Origin of the sequence: Streptomyces sp. NPDC001373, from assembly GCF_042895815.1 — a bacterium.
Taxonomy (GTDB): Bacteria; Actinomycetota; Actinomycetes; order Streptomycetales; family Streptomycetaceae; genus Streptomyces.
The window spans coordinates 111,186-124,432 of record NZ_JBIAWQ010000003.1; the positions used below are offsets into that span (position 1 = coordinate 111,186).

Sequence of the window (13,247 nt, forward strand, 5' to 3'; positions counted from 1 at the left end):
CTACCGACCGGTAATGCCGACGGTAAGGGGAAAGGGCCCGCCAGGACCAGGCCCGGCCCCGTCCGCGTGCCCCCGAGGCGTTCTCCCCGGTCCGGAAAGAATCTTCGGCGGACATGTCGAGAACGCGGCGCCGGCTCCGTCCCAGGGGTGAGCGCGGCCAGAATGGACGCGTCGGACCGGATCGAGGAGAACCGTCATGGCCAAGTACCTGCTGCTCAAGCACTACCGCGGCGCCCCGGCCCCGAGCAACGACGTCCCCATGGACCGCTGGACCCCGCAGGAGGTCTCCGCGCACATCCGGTACATGCGCGACTTCGCCGCGAAGCTGGAGGAGACCGGCGAGTTCGTCGACGCCCAGGCCCTCGCCCCCGAGGGCACCTGGGTCCGCTACGACGGCGAGGGGCGCCCGCCCGTCACCGACGGCCCGTTCGCCGAGACCAAGGACCTGATCGCCGGCTGGATGGTGATCGACGTGGACACCCACGACCGGGCCCTGGAGCTCGCGGCCGAGCTGTCGGCGGCCCCCGGCGCGGGCGGCCGGCCCATCCACGAGTGGCTGGAGCTGCGCCCCTTCATGTCCGAGCCGCCCACGATCACGGAGTGACCGGCCCCCGATGACCGCCCCCCGCCCCCGCCCCGCCCCGGACCCCGCCGTCTCGGGCGGGGCCCCGCCGCACCCCGTCGACGAGACCCTGCTGCGGGAGCTCACCCCGGCCGTCCTCGGCATCCTCGTCCGGCGCGGCGTCGACTTCGCGACGGCCGAGGACGCCGTGCAGGAGGCCCTCCTCGACGCCGTCCGCGCCTGGCCCGCCGACCCGCCCCGCGACCCGCGGGGCTGGCTCGTCACCGCCGCCTGGCGCCGCTTGCTCGACGCGACCCGCGCCGACGCCGCCCGCCGGCGCCGCGAGGACCTCGTCCACCGCGAACCGGAGCCGGGCCCCGCGTCCGACACCGACGACACCCTCGGCCTCTACTTCCTGTGCGCGCACCCCGCCCTCTCCCCCTCCTCGGCCGTCGCCCTCACGCTGCGGGCCGTCGGCGGCCTCACCACCCGCCAGATCGCCCGCGCCTACCTCGTGCCCGAGGCGACCATGGCGCAGCGCATCAGCCGCGCCAAACGGACCGTCTCCGGCGTCCGGCTCGACCGGCCCGGCGACGTCGGGACCGTGCTGCGCGTCCTCTACCTCGTCTTCAACGAGGGGTACTCGGGGGACGTCGACCTCGCCGCCGAGGCCATCCGCCTCACCCGCCGGCTCGCCGCCGTCGTCGACCACCCCGAACCGGCCGGACTGCTCGCGCTGATGCTCCTCCACCACGCCCGCCGCGCCGCCCGGATCGCCCCCGACGGCAGCCTGGTCCCGCTCGCCGAACAGGACCGCGGCCGCTGGGACACGGCGGCCATCGCCGAGGGCATCGAGATCCTGCACGGCGCGCTGGCCCGCGACCGGCTCGGCGAGTACCAGGCCCAGGCCGCCATCGCCGCCCTCCACGCCGACGCCCCCACGGCCGCGGAGACCGACTGGCCGCAGATCGTCGAGTGGTACGACGAACTCGTCCGCCTCACCGACAGCCCCGTCGCCCGCCTCAACCGGGCCGTGGCCGTGGGGGAGGCCGACGGGCCGCGCGCCGGCCTCGCCGCGCTGGCCGGGCTCGACCCCGCACTGCCCCGCCACACCGCCGTCGCCGCCTGGCTGCACGAGTGCGACGGCGACCGGGCCGGCGCCGCGCGGCTCTACGCGCAGGCCGCCCACCAGGCCCCGAACCTGGCCGAGCGGGCCCACCTCACCCGGCAGGCGGCCCGCCTCAACGCGGGGCCGGCCGGCCCCGTCTGAACCGGGCTGCGTCCCGCACGCCGCCGCCCGCAGCCTGCGCGCCGGACACACCCGGATCGTGCTGCTGCCCACCTCGCACGTCCCGGCCGGCGCCCGGGCCGCCGCCCACCTGGTCGCACGGGGCCGCCACCGGACCGGGGTTGGTCGTACCGGAGGAACCGGACCTGGACCTGTTCTCCGGGCCCCGGCCGGCGGGGGCCCGCTCGACGCCGCACGCGGAGGTCGTCCCGCTGGACCTGGCCTACACCGAGGAGTCGGCGGCGGCGCCGGCCGCGCGGTGGGGGGGGGGGGGCTGGGGCTGGACGCGGTGTTCGCGTACGACGACCACGCAGTGCTGCTGGACTCGGCCTGACCGGTCCGGGGTCCCGCTGCGTGGGGCCGCTCCCCGCCCCGCCCTCCCCCCGTTCCCCGGGCCTCGCCCGACCCCGGCGTCCCGAACTCCCCCGGCTACCGCCGGGCGGTGCCCCCGGGCGGGGCCGGACTTCGCCGACGGCCAGGACAGCGGCCGACTGCGGGGACCCGTTGACACGCGGTGACGCCGCGGCGGAGACTGCGGGCGCGCCCCACCGGGCGTGCCCGGCGGTGCGGCCCGGTGCCCACATCGGCGCCGGCGCGCCGCCGACCGTACGGAGTCGCCAGGAGAGCCCCCATGAGCATCCGCACCGTCCGCGACGTCTACGTCGTCGACGCCGTCCGCACCCCCATCGGCAAGTTCGGCGGCGCCCTCGCCGGAGTCCGTCCCGACGACCTCGCGGCCCACGTCGTCCGCGCCCTCGTCGACCGGACCCCCGACCTCGACCCGGCCGGCATCGACGACGTGGTCTTCGGGGACGCCAACGGCGCGGGCGAGGACAACCGCGACGTGGCCCGTATGGCGGTGCTCCTCGCCGGGCTGCCGGTCAGCGTCCCCGGCGCCACCGTCAACCGTTTGTGCGGCTCCGGCCTCGAAGCCGTGATCCAGGCGGCCCGCGCCATCGCCCTCGGCGACGCCTCCGTGGTCATCGCCGGCGGCGTCGAGTCGATGACCCGCGCCCCCTGGGTGGTGCAGAAGCCCGAGCGCGCGCACCCCGCCGGGCACCAGCAGATGTGGTCGACCACCCTCGGCTGGCGGATGACCAACCCCCGCATGCCCGCGGAGTGGACCGGCTCGCTCGGCGAGGGTGCCGAGCTCATCGCCGAGAAGCACGGCATCACCCGCGAGGCCCAGGACGCCTTCGCCCTCGACAGCCACCGCAAGGCCGCCGCGGCGTGGACGGCCGGCCTGTACGACGACGAGGTCGTCCCGTACCCCGGCGTGGACCTGCTGCGCGACGAGTGCATCCGCGAGGGCTCCACCCCCGAGGCTCTGGCCCGCCTCAAGCCGGCCTTCCGGACGGACGGGTCCGGCACCGTCACGGCCGGCAACGCCTCCCCCCTCAACGACGGCGCCGCCGCCCTCCTCCTCACCGACGAGGCGGGCCTGGCCGCCACCGGCCGCGAGCCGCTCGCCCGGATCGGCGCCTCCGCCGTCACAGGCATCGAGCCGCAGCTCTTCGGCCTCGGCCCGGTCGACGCCGTCCAGCGGGCCCTCGGCAAGGCCGGCCGCGACCTCCGCGACCTGGCCGCCTTCGAGCTCAACGAGGCGTTCGCCGCCCAGGCGCTGGGCTGTCTGGCGGCCTGGCCGGAGCTGGACCCCGCCGTGGTCAACCCGCGCGGCGGCGCCATCGCCATCGGGCACCCCCTCGGCGCCTCGGGGGCGCGGCTCGCGGGCTCCGTCGCGCACCAGCTGGCGGCGGCGGGCTCCGGCACCGGCATGGCGGCGCTGTGCATCGGCGTCGGCCAGGGGATCGCCCTGGTCCTGGAACGCTGACCGGCCGCCCCGTCAGGGCACGGGCCGGCCGGCGATCGTTTCCGGACAGGGCGGCGGGTCAACTGCCCAATAACCGAACAGAATCCGGAGACCGAGGTCTGGCACGATGGCGCCTGCCACCGCCGCCCCCCGCCCCGCCCACCCCTCCGGAGGCCCCGCGCCATGCCGCTGCTCGACCCGACACTCTGGCAGGACGGACCCACGCTCACCGGCGGTACGGCCCCGGTCGTCGAACCCGCGACCGGCCGTACCCTCGCCACGCTCGACCTGGCCGCCCCCGCCGACGTCGCGGAGGCGGCCGTACGGGCGCGGGCCGCGCAGCGCGACTGGGCGCGGGCCCCCCACCCGGAGCGGGCGGCCGTGCTGCGCCGGGCCGGGGACCTCTTCGCGGCGCACGCCGGCGAGCTGCGGGACTGGCTGGTCCGGGAGTCGGGCTCCATCCCCGGCAAGGCCGACTTCGAGCTGCACGTCGCCGCCCAGGAGTGCTACGAGGCCGCCGCGCTGGCCTCGCGCCCGGCCGGGCAGGTACTGCCCAGCGAGGCGCCCCGGCTCTCCTACACCCGCCGCGTCCCGGCGGGGGTGGTCGGGGTGGTGGCGCCCTTCAACGCCCCGCTGATCCTCTCCATCCGCTCCGTCGCGCCCGCCCTCGCCCTCGGCAACGCGGTCCTGCTCAAGCCGGACCGCCGGACGGCCGTCTGCGGAGGCCTCGCCCTGGCGGCCGTGTTCGCCGCCGCCGGACTCCCGGCCGGGCTGCTCCACGTCCTGCCCGGCGGCGCCGGGACGGGTGCCGCGGTGGTGGCCGACCCCCGCGTACGCGTCGTCTCCTTCACCGGGTCCACCGCCGCCGGCCGGGCCGTCGGCGAACTGGCGGGACGTCACCTCAAGCGGGCGCACCTCGAGTTGGGCGGCAACTCGGCGCTCGTCGTGCTCGCCGACGCCGACGTCGAGGCCGCCGTCGCGCAGGCCTCCTGGGGCTCCTTCTTCCACCAGGGCCAGATCTGCATGACCGCGGGGCGCCACCTCGTCCACGCCTCGCTCTACGACGAGTACGTGGAGCGGCTCGCCGCCCGCGCCGAGGCGCTCGCCGTCGGGGACCCGTACCGCGAGCGCGTCCACCTGGGCCCGCTGCTCGACGGGGCGCAGCTGGAACGCGTCCACGGCCTGGTCGAGGAGAGCGTGGAACGCGGCGCCAAGGTCGTCGCCGGCGGCACCCACGAGGGGCTGTTCTACCGGCCGACCGTGCTGGCGGCGGTCTCCGACGACACCCCCGCCTACACCGAGGAGGTCTTCGGCCCGGTGGCCCCCGTCCGCTCCTTCGCGACCGAGGACGAGGCGGTCGCACTGGCCGCCGCCGGCCCGTACGGGCTCTCCCTGGGCATCGTCACCCGCGACGCGGCCCGCGGCCTGGAGCTGGCCGAGCGCATACCGACCGGGATCGCGCACGTCAACGACCAGACCGTCAACGACGAGGCGGTGGCCCCCTTCGGCGGCGTCGGCGTCTCCGGAACGGGCGCCCGGTTCGGCGGCGAGGCCAACCTCGACGCCTTCACCGAACTGCGCTGGACCACGGTCCGCCGGACTCCGCCCGGTCACCCGTTCTAGGGACGTGCGGCACGGGGCGGAATGCCACGGGGCGGCCGTTCGTTCAAGCAGGACACGCGCAGGACCCGCACAGGACCCGCGCAGGACACGCGACACGCGCAGGACACGCGGCGACGCAGCGATCAGGAGGTCAGGAAACCGTGGCTACAGTCGAGCTCACCAAGGAGAACTTCGACCGGACGGTCAGCGAGAACCCGTTCGTGCTGATCGACTTCTGGGCGGGCTGGTGCCGCCCCTGCCTCCAGTTCGCCCCGGTCTACGAGAAGGCCTCGGAGGGCAACCCGGACCTGGTGTTCGCCAAGGTGGACACCGAGGCCCAGCAGGAGCTGGCGGCGGCCTTCCAGATCACCTCGATCCCCACGCTGATGATCGTCCGGGACCAGGTGGCCATCTTCGCCCAGCCCGGCGCCCTGCCGGAGGCCGCGCTCACCGACCTGATCGGCCAGGCCCGCGCCCTGGACATGGACGAGGTCCGCGAGAAGATCGCCGCGCAGCAGCAGGCGGCGCCCGGCGAGGCCCCCGGCACGCCGGAGGGCTGAGATTGCCGGACACGGCCCCCGTCCCCCGGGGACACTGGGCGGCATGACCGAACCGGTGGAGTACGACGTCGTGGTGCTCGGCGGGGGCCCGGCAGGCGAGAACATCGTCGACCGGACCCGTGCCGCCGGGCTGAGCACGGCCCTGGTGGAGAGCGAACTCGTGGGCGGGGAGTGCTCGTACTGGGCGTGCATCCCCAGCAAGGCCCTGCTGCGCCCGGTGCTGGCCCGCGCCGACGCCCGCCGGGTGCCCGGCCTGGCCGCGGCCGTCTCCGGGCCGCTCGACGCCGAGGCGGTCTTCGCGCACCGCGACTACTGGACGGGCGACTGGAAGGACGGCGGCCAGGCCGACTGGATCGACTCCATCGGTGCGCACCTGTACCGGGGCCACGGCAGGCTCTACGGCATCCGCAAGGTCGCCGTGACCAGCCCCGAGGGGGTACACCACGTCCTCGCCGCCCGGCACGCCGTGGTCGTCGCCACCGGCACCCGGCCCGTCGTCCCGGACCTCCCCGGGCTGCACGGCGCCGGGGCGTGGACCAGCCGCGAGGCCACCTCCGCCCGGCACGTCCCCGGCCGGCTGCTGATCGTCGGCGGCTCCGTCGTGGCCTGCGAGATGGCCACCGCCTGGCAGGCGCTGGGCGCGCAGGTCACCGTCCTGGTCCGCGGCTCCGGGCTGCTCCCGAGAATGGAGCCCTTCGCCGGGGAACTGGTCGCCGAGGCCCTGACCGCCGCCGGCGCGGTCGTCCGTACCGGGGTGGCCGTCGAGGCGGTCGTACGGGACGGGCCGACGGGCCCCGTCACCGTGGTCCTGGAGGGCGGTGAGCTGCTGGAGGGCGACGAGCTGCTGATGGCCACCGGCCGCGCGCCCCGCACCGAGGACATCGGGCTCGACACGGTCGGCCTGACCCCCGGCGACTGGATCGGCGTCGACGAGAGCTGCCGGGTCGAGGGCCACGACTGGCTGTACGCCGTCGGGGACGTCAACCACCGGGCGCTCCTGACCCACCAGGGCAAGTACCAGGCCAGGATCGCCGGGGCCGCCATCGCCGCCCGTGCGGCCCGGGGCAACGGCGCCCCGGCCCCCGACACCGGCCGCTGGAGCCCGTACGCCGCCACCGCCGACACCGGGGCCGTCCCGCAGGCCGTCTTCACGGACCCCGAGGCCGCGTCCGTCGGCCTGACCCTGGCGGAGGCCGAGCGGTCCGGGCGCCGGGTGCGCGCCGTCGACCACGACCTCGGCAAGGTCTCCGGTGCCGGCCTGTACGCCGACGGCTACCGGGGCCGGGCCCGGATGGTCGTCGACCTCGACCGCGAGGTGATCCTCGGCGCCACCTTCGTGGGTCCCGGCGCCGCCGAGCTGCTGCACGCGGCGACGATCGCCGTGGTCGGGGAGGTCCCGGTCGGCCGGCTGTGGCACGCGGTGCCGGCCTTCCCGACCATCAGCGAGGTCTGGCTGCGGCTGCTGGAGGCCTACCGAGGCTAGCCCGAGCCAGGCCGCCTCTTCCGGAGCCGAAAAGGACGGCCAGTCCCTCAGGTACGCAGGTGCGAGGACCGGCTGACGTCCTGCTGACGTCCCGCTGACGTCCAACACCGCGCCCGAGCTCCACGGGGCCGGCGGCAGCGGCACGGTCACGGACCGGCGCCCGGGCCGCCCGCCGCCCGCGCCAGTACCGCCACGACCTCCTCGTCCGAGGTCTGGGAGAAATCCCGGTACCACTCGCCGACGGCGCGGAACGCGGGCGGCGCGGAGAGGCAGACCACCTCGTCGGCGGCCCCGCGCAGCCGGTCGACCGCCTCCGGCGGCGCCACCGGGGCCGCCAGTACCACCCGCGCCGCCCCCGAGGCACGGGCGATCTCGCAGGCGGCCGCGGCCGTGGCCCCGGTCGCGATCCCGTCGTCCACGACGACCACCGTCCGCCCGGCGAGCGGCATCCGGGCCCGGCCCTCCCGGTAGCGCAGGGCCCGCCGTTCGAGCTCCGCCTCCTCGGCGCGCTCGACGGATTCGAGGTCCTCCCGGGAGGCCCGGCTGTGGCGGACGACGTCCTCGTTGACGATCCGCACCCCGCCCTCGCCGATGGCGCCGAACCCCAGCTCCCGGTGCCCGGGGACGCCGAGCTTGCGGACCACGATCACGTCGAGCGGCGCGCCGAGCGCCCGCGCCACCTCGTATGCCACGGGCACACCGCCCCGGGGCAGCCCGAGGACGACGGCGTCCGCTCCCGCCAGGTGACGCAGCGCGTCCGCCAGCGCGCGCCCCGCGTCCGCGCGGTCGGTGAAGAACCGGCCGGTGGAGGACATGACAGCTCACCCCCGTCCCGGGTACCCCCTTCGAACGAACACCGTCCGGGGCGTTCCCGCAACCCGGGGCCCCGGAGGCGGAGCCCCGGGCGCCTCCGCCGGCCGCCCGCCCCGTCGGGTAGGTTGAACGATCAGGTCGAACACACGCCCCCGGGACGGGAACTGACTGCTCGTCGGGAACCGGACCGGAGGCGTGCCCCCGTCGGCGACGAAGGAGCCAACGTTCGTGATAGTGATAGCGCAGCTCAGTGACGTCCACTTCGACGGGGGTCCCCGGGCCGCCGAGCGCAGCCGCGCCGTCATGGAGTACCTGGACGGCCTTCCGTACGACCTGGACGCGGTCCTGGTCAGCGGGGACATCGCCGACAACGGGACCCCGGCCGAGTACGAGCAGGCCCGCAAGGGGCTCGTCTCGCGGCATCCGCTGGTCGTCTGCCCCGGCAACCACGACGAGCGCACCGCCTTCCGGCGCGTCCTGCTGGGCGAGGAGGACCCGTCCGCCGCACCAGTCGACCGGGTGCTGCGCGGCGAGGGCTTCGTCCTCGCGGCGTGCGACTCCTCCGTCCCCGGCGAGCACCACGGCCGCCTGGAGGATTCCACCCTCGACTGGCTCGACGGGATCCTCGCCGGGACCCCGCACGACGTGCCGGTCCTGGTCGCCTTCCACCATCCGCCGGTCCCGCTGCACACCCCGTACGTGGACGACATCCGGCAGTTCGGCGAGGAGCGGCTCGCGGCCCTGGCCGAACGCCACCCCCACCTGCTGGCCTTCCTGTGCGGCCACGCGCACACGGCGGCGGCGACCACCTTCGCGGGCCGGCCCCTGCTTGTCGCGCCCGGGGTGGTGTCCACCCTGCGCCTCCCCTGGGAGGAACCGACGGGTGACCCGCACGTGCACCTCGACGAGCCGCCGGCCGTCGCCTTCCACGTCATCGGTGAGGACGGACGGCTGACCACCCACTACCGGGTGGTCGTCGACCGCCGGTAGTCGGCGCCGTCCCGGGTCCGGGTGAGGTGCCCCGAGGTGATCAGGTGGCGCCGCAGCGCGGAGCAGTCGTCGTACACGGTCCGCAGCGCGTCGTTGACCGGTTCGCCGGCGCCGGGCAACGCGATATCCGCCGCCGCCCCCGGACCGGGAGGCGGCGGCGGACCGGACCGCTGTCAGGGTGTGACGGTGATCTGCTGGGCGGGGTCGGTGGTGTCGGAGACCAGGTAGACCGCGTTGAAAGTGGACGAGGTCGCGCTGGTCGGGCAGCCGAAGCCGCCGGACACCGTCACCGGGACGGACGCGCCCGAGAAGGTCAGGCTCGACGGGGCGCCGTTGGCCCAGGTGGCCGGGACGCTCGCCGGGCCGCCGGGGGCCGCGGTGACCGTACAGGTGGCCAGCCCCGTGGTGTGCACGACCAGGCCGCCGGTGGGCACCGTCATGGTGGCCGTGACAGGCGAGCCGTTCTGCATGGACACCGACCAGGCGCCGCTCGTGGTCACGGTCGGCGTCACGCCCGGCATGCTGGACGTGCAGGAGCTGTACGTGGGCGGGGAGATCGGCGAGGACACCGCCCCGGAGGGGTTCTGGTTGCCGGGGGCGGCGGGCACCGAGCCGGTGGAGACGGAGACCGAGCAGGTCACCGTGACCGAACCGGCCTTCAGGGTGGCCTTCCCGCTGAGGGCGGCCTTGAAAGCGTGTCCGGCCGGAGTGACGGTGGTCGACCCGGCCGCCGGTAACGGAGCGGCGGTGGCGGTGGCGGAGGCCACCGTCAGGGCGGCCGCGGCCGCCATGCCGAGGGCGAGCGCGGTACGCGTACGGCTCATGACTGTGCTCCTTGGGGATCGGGGTGCGGAGTGGGGGAGTTCCCGGCGGGGGAGGGCCGGGCGGGGGCGGCGGAGCCCCCGGCGCGTGGGGCGGCGTACGGCTGCCAGGCGAACATCAGCCCGCCGCCGAGGATGCCGAGCAGGGTGCCGATCAGGAACCCGCCGAGGTTCGACAGGACCAGCGCGGCGGTGGCGATCAGGGTGGTGAGGACGCCGGCGAGGGCGCGCTGGCGGGGTGAGAGCCAGGCGGTCAGACCGAGGACGATCATGATGATGCCCATCAGGACGGACGGGATCCCCGCGATGCCCTGCTGGAGCATGATCTTCAGTGGTGCCAGCGGAAGGACGCAGATCCACGCCCCGGCCAAAACGGCGAAGAGGCCGCCCCAGAAGGGCCTGCCGCGCCGCCACCGCCGCCAGCGGCTCAGAAGCATTCCTTCTTGCCCTTGCTGATGTTCATGCTCAGCCCGGAGAGCTTGAAGGTGCCGGCGTTGGTCGCCCACGCCGTCTGCTGGAGGTTGCTGATGCTGACCTTGTCCGCCTGTTGGGCGAACAGGTCCTGCATGCCCTGCGCCTCGGCCGGGCTTTTGTCCAGGGTGGAGGCGTCGCGCCCGATCTCGATGTTCGTGAACTCGGCGTCGCCGGCGAGCTGGGTGGCGTCCACGAACAGGTTGGAGGCCTCGACCGGGGCCTTCTGGCCGGCGGTCAGGTTCAGGGAGATGTCCCCGATGACCGGGAGGGTGGTGACCACCGACTGGCAGAGGCTGTGCAGCTTGGCCTCCTTGATGGCGGTGACGGCCACCGGGATCAGCTCCTGGCGGGCGTTGACGTCGACGCTGCCGTACTGGGCGAAGCCTTCGCCCTCCAGGCTCGTCGCCGACACCTTGAACTGCTGGCCCGACACGGCGAAGGAGGCGGCGAGCGCGCCCTGCGCGAGGGCGATGCCCAGTCCCGCGGTCACCGCCACGGCCGGCACGGTCAGCAGCGCGAACCTGCGCCAGCGGACCCGGCCGTCCACTCTGCCGGCGGACTCGTCATCAGAATCGAAAACGGGTAAGGACGGTGTATCTGCCATGAGATCGTCCCTTATCTCGGCTGTGCACCTTTGTTACCGACGAGTTGAATGTAAGAGTGCCAATGGTGGTTGGCAAGGTTGTGCGAGTGCACCCTTTAGGCCGACTCCTACTGCTCCGTACGCAGCAGTTCGGCGACCTCCGCCTCCACCCGCCGCCCCATCGCCCGGGCGAACTCCGTGGCCACCACCTCGCCGGCCACCGGCCGCAGCGCCGCCACCGCCTCCCGGACGTGATCCAGCTGGGTGGCCGAAAGCCGCCCCAGCCCCTCCGGGCCGATCACATGCCTGCGGAACAGGCCGACGAACCGGTCCGCCAGCGCGGCCGCCTGGTCCTGCACGAACTCCCCGGCGTCCAGGATCTCCGCCAGTGGCATCCCCTGCCGCACCAGCGCCACCGTCGCCTCCAGCAGCTGCCGGCTCGGATACGTCACCCGGTCCCCGTCGACCCGTACGTACCCCAGCTCGGCGGCCCGCCGGGTGTGCTCGGCCGTCGCCCCCGGGCCGAACAGCTCGCGCAGCTCGGCCCGGGTCATCGTCACCGGCTCCTCGCGCACCCAGTCCCGGGTCATCTCCCGCTCCAGGCCCAGGAGCTGGGAGAGGCCGCCGCCCTGCTCCCAGGCGGCCAGCAGCTCGCCGATGCCGTTGACCGTGTAGCCCCGCCCCAGCAGGTCGCTGATCAGCCGCAGCCGGGTCAGGTGGTCGTCGGAGTACCAGGCGATCCGGCCCTCCCGGCGCGGCGGGGGCAGCAGCCCGCGCTCCTGGTAGTAGCGCAGGTTGCGCACCTTGACCCCGGCCGCCCGGGCCACCTCCTCCCGGCGCCACCGCCGCCGCCCGTCCCCGCCGTACGTCCCCGCCCCAGTGCTCACGCGGCCGAGTGTAGGACCTACCGGCGGGTGTACCGGCAGGTCACATGGCAGGGCGACGGCCGGGGCCGGGGCCGCGGGGCGGTGCGCCGGCGCTCACCCGCCGTGCTGCCGCGCCTCGCGCTTGACGGCCCGCAGCACCACGAACCGCGGTTCGCTCGCGACGACCTCGCTGTTGCCGAAGAGCCGCCGCAGATGCGTGTGGTAGCCCATGTGCCGGTTGGCGACCACCCACAGCTCCCCTCCCGGGCGCAGCGCCTTGCGCGACTGCGCGAACATGCGCAGCGCCGTCGCGTCCGTGGTCGCCTGGTGCGAGTGGAAGGGCGGGTTGTTGAGGATCAGGTCCACCGAGGAGGGCGGCAGCATGGCCACCCCGTCGCCGACGAGGAACTCCGCCGTCCGCCGGCCGGGGCGGACGTTGGCCTCGTAGGTGGCCCGCGCCGAGGCGACGGCCTGGTACGACTCGTCCGTGAACACGACCTCGGCGTCGGGGTCGGCCACCTGGACCGCGGTGCCGACGACCCCGTTGCCGCAGCCGAGGTCCACGACCCGGGCCCCGTCGGTGTTGGTGGGGATGCTCTGGAGGAAGAAGCGGGTGCCGACGTCCAGCCGGTCGGCGCAGAAGATCCCGGCGTGGTTGACCACGGTCAGCCCGGCGCCCGAGCCCCCGTCCTGGTCCACCGTGTACGTCAGTGGCCAGGGGGATTTCCCGGCCGAGGCCAGCACCGCCGGGTCCGGGGTGCAGAAGATCAGCCGCGCCTTCTTCTCCGCGAGGGAGGTACGCGTCGGTCCGACGATCCGCTCGAAGAGGTCCAGCGTGGAGGCGTGGATCTCCTTCACCATACCGGCGCCCACGACCACCGTGCCCGCGTGCAGGTGCGGGGCCAGGCGCAGGAGCTGGTCCTCCAGCAGTGCCAGGCTCTTGGGCACGCGGACGAGCAGGACGTCGATCCGCGCGGGCGGCTCGTCCCGCGTGGTCAGCAGGGTCACCGTGGACTTGGCGGTGCCGATGCCGGCCCGGTCCAGGTTCGCCTCCGTGGCCGCCCGGGCCAGCGCGGAGTCGGTGATCTGGGCCGGGTGGTGGGCGGCCAGGGCCGTCGTCAGCGCACCCCAGCGGTCGCCGACGACGGTGATCTGCCCGGCGCCGGCCAGGTCCACCGGGCCGCGCTCGCCGGTTCCGGCAGCGAGGTGGCGCAGCAGGTACTCGTCGGCGGCGTCCCAGGCGCGGAGCCGGTCGCGCGGGTCGGCGGGGAAGCGGGTGAGTTCGTAGGAGCCGAAAGGCGTGGTCAGGCGGTTCATATCGGACCCAGGCTAGCCGAGGCGGCCGCCGGCCCCCGCATGCCGCGTCGTTCCGCGGAAAGGAGCGGAGCAACGGCA

Annotated in this window: 13 protein-coding genes and 1 pseudogene; 7 read left to right on the forward strand and 7 right to left on the reverse strand. The window is 75.1% G+C overall.

The features are described 5' to 3' along the window. Positions 1 to 196 precede the first annotated feature (196 nt). The 6 genes from ACFY15_RS08695 to ACFY15_RS08720 all read left to right on the forward strand — a co-directional run bounded on the left by ACFY15_RS08695 (position 197) and on the right by ACFY15_RS08720 (position 7,305). A complete protein-coding gene (locus tag ACFY15_RS08695; RefSeq protein ID WP_366449065.1) occupies positions 197 to 604 on the forward strand; it encodes a YciI family protein in 408 nt (135 codons plus the stop codon). 10 nt (positions 605 to 614) lie between these two features. Beyond that, a complete protein-coding gene (locus tag ACFY15_RS08700; RefSeq protein ID WP_390825245.1) occupies positions 615 to 1,832 on the forward strand; it encodes an RNA polymerase sigma factor in 1,218 nt (405 codons plus the stop codon). A 649-nt stretch (positions 1,833 to 2,481) separates the two neighbouring features. Further along, positions 2,482 to 3,681 carry a thiolase family protein gene (locus tag ACFY15_RS08705; RefSeq protein ID WP_390687032.1) on the forward strand — a complete coding sequence of 400 codons (1,200 nt, stop codon included), beginning with the start codon at positions 2,482 to 2,484 and terminating at the stop codon, positions 3,679 to 3,681. A 162-nt stretch (positions 3,682 to 3,843) separates the two neighbouring features. Further along, positions 3,844 to 5,283, forward strand: coding sequence for an aldehyde dehydrogenase family protein (locus tag ACFY15_RS08710; RefSeq protein WP_390825247.1), 1,440 nt, complete (start codon positions 3,844 to 3,846; stop codon positions 5,281 to 5,283). 140 nt (positions 5,284 to 5,423) lie between these two features. Next, a complete protein-coding gene (locus tag ACFY15_RS08715) occupies positions 5,424 to 5,822 on the forward strand; it encodes a thioredoxin family protein (protein ID WP_390687034.1) in 399 nt (132 codons plus the stop codon). A 43-nt stretch (positions 5,823 to 5,865) separates the two neighbouring features. Further along, complete coding sequence (locus ACFY15_RS08720; RefSeq protein ID WP_390825248.1) at positions 5,866 to 7,305, forward strand: dihydrolipoyl dehydrogenase family protein; 1,440 nt, start codon at positions 5,866 to 5,868, stop codon at positions 7,303 to 7,305. Between the two features lie 161 nt (positions 7,306 to 7,466). Here the strand turns inward: ACFY15_RS08720 and ACFY15_RS08725 are convergent. Continuing rightward, a pseudogene (locus ACFY15_RS08725) lies at positions 7,467 to 8,120 on the reverse strand (phosphoribosyltransferase); the annotation flags it as partial. A gap of 226 nt (positions 8,121 to 8,346) precedes the next feature. Between ACFY15_RS08725 and ACFY15_RS08730 the strand changes: the two are divergent. Further along, complete coding sequence (locus ACFY15_RS08730; protein ID WP_390687036.1) at positions 8,347 to 9,108, forward strand: metallophosphoesterase; 762 nt, start codon at positions 8,347 to 8,349, stop codon at positions 9,106 to 9,108. Here the strand turns inward: ACFY15_RS08730 and ACFY15_RS08735 are convergent. The 6 genes from ACFY15_RS08735 to ACFY15_RS08760 form a co-directional block, all read right to left on the reverse strand. Continuing rightward, a complete protein-coding gene (locus ACFY15_RS08735; RefSeq protein WP_390687037.1) occupies positions 9,081 to 9,227 on the reverse strand; it encodes a DUF2087 domain-containing protein in 147 nt (48 codons plus the stop codon). The genes ACFY15_RS08730 and ACFY15_RS08735 overlap by 28 nt on opposite strands. A 54-nt stretch (positions 9,228 to 9,281) precedes the next feature. After that, on the reverse strand, positions 9,282 to 9,932 hold the full coding sequence (locus ACFY15_RS08740) for a hypothetical protein (protein WP_390687038.1): 651 nt from the start codon (positions 9,930 to 9,932) through the stop codon (positions 9,282 to 9,284). Beyond that, positions 9,929 to 10,366, reverse strand: a complete 438-nt coding sequence (locus ACFY15_RS08745; protein ID WP_390687039.1) for a DUF6114 domain-containing protein — start codon at positions 10,364 to 10,366, stop codon at positions 9,929 to 9,931. The genes ACFY15_RS08740 and ACFY15_RS08745 overlap by 4 nt, the downstream gene beginning before the upstream one ends. After that, on the reverse strand, positions 10,357 to 11,007 hold the full coding sequence (locus ACFY15_RS08750; RefSeq protein WP_390825249.1) for a DUF6230 family protein: 651 nt from the start codon (positions 11,005 to 11,007) through the stop codon (positions 10,357 to 10,359). Before ACFY15_RS08750 ends, ACFY15_RS08745 begins: the two co-directional genes overlap by 10 nt. Before the next feature lie 107 nt (positions 11,008 to 11,114). Then, complete coding sequence (locus ACFY15_RS08755; RefSeq protein ID WP_390825250.1) at positions 11,115 to 11,873, reverse strand: MerR family transcriptional regulator; 759 nt, start codon at positions 11,871 to 11,873, stop codon at positions 11,115 to 11,117. Between the two features lie 93 nt (positions 11,874 to 11,966). Then, positions 11,967 to 13,160 carry a methyltransferase gene (locus ACFY15_RS08760; RefSeq protein WP_390825375.1) on the reverse strand — a complete coding sequence of 398 codons (1,194 nt, stop codon included), beginning with the start codon at positions 13,158 to 13,160 and terminating at the stop codon, positions 11,967 to 11,969. Positions 13,161 to 13,247: the final 87 nt, after the last annotated feature.

What these genes read in the sequence shown, in the direction of transcription:
- ACFY15_RS08745 (WP_390687039.1), bottom strand. Translation starts at nt 10,366, where the DNA reads ATGCTTCTGAGCCGCTGGCGGCGGTGGCGGCGCGGCAGGCCCTTCTGG.
- ACFY15_RS08695 (WP_366449065.1), top strand. Translation starts at nt 197, where the DNA reads ATGGCCAAGTACCTGCTGCTCAAGCACTACCGCGGCGCCCCGGCCCCG.
- ACFY15_RS08705 (WP_390687032.1), top strand. Translation starts at nt 2,482, where the DNA reads ATGAGCATCCGCACCGTCCGCGACGTCTACGTCGTCGACGCCGTCCGC.
- ACFY15_RS08700 (WP_390825245.1), top strand. Translation starts at nt 615, where the DNA reads ATGACCGCCCCCCGCCCCCGCCCCGCCCCGGACCCCGCCGTCTCGGGC.
- ACFY15_RS08740 (WP_390687038.1), bottom strand. Translation starts at nt 9,932, where the DNA reads ATGAGCCGTACGCGTACCGCGCTCGCCCTCGGCATGGCGGCCGCGGCC.
- ACFY15_RS08720 (WP_390825248.1), top strand. Translation starts at nt 5,866, where the DNA reads ATGACCGAACCGGTGGAGTACGACGTCGTGGTGCTCGGCGGGGGCCCG.
- ACFY15_RS08750 (WP_390825249.1), bottom strand. Translation starts at nt 11,007, where the DNA reads ATGGCAGATACACCGTCCTTACCCGTTTTCGATTCTGATGACGAGTCC.
- ACFY15_RS08710 (WP_390825247.1), top strand. Translation starts at nt 3,844, where the DNA reads ATGCCGCTGCTCGACCCGACACTCTGGCAGGACGGACCCACGCTCACC.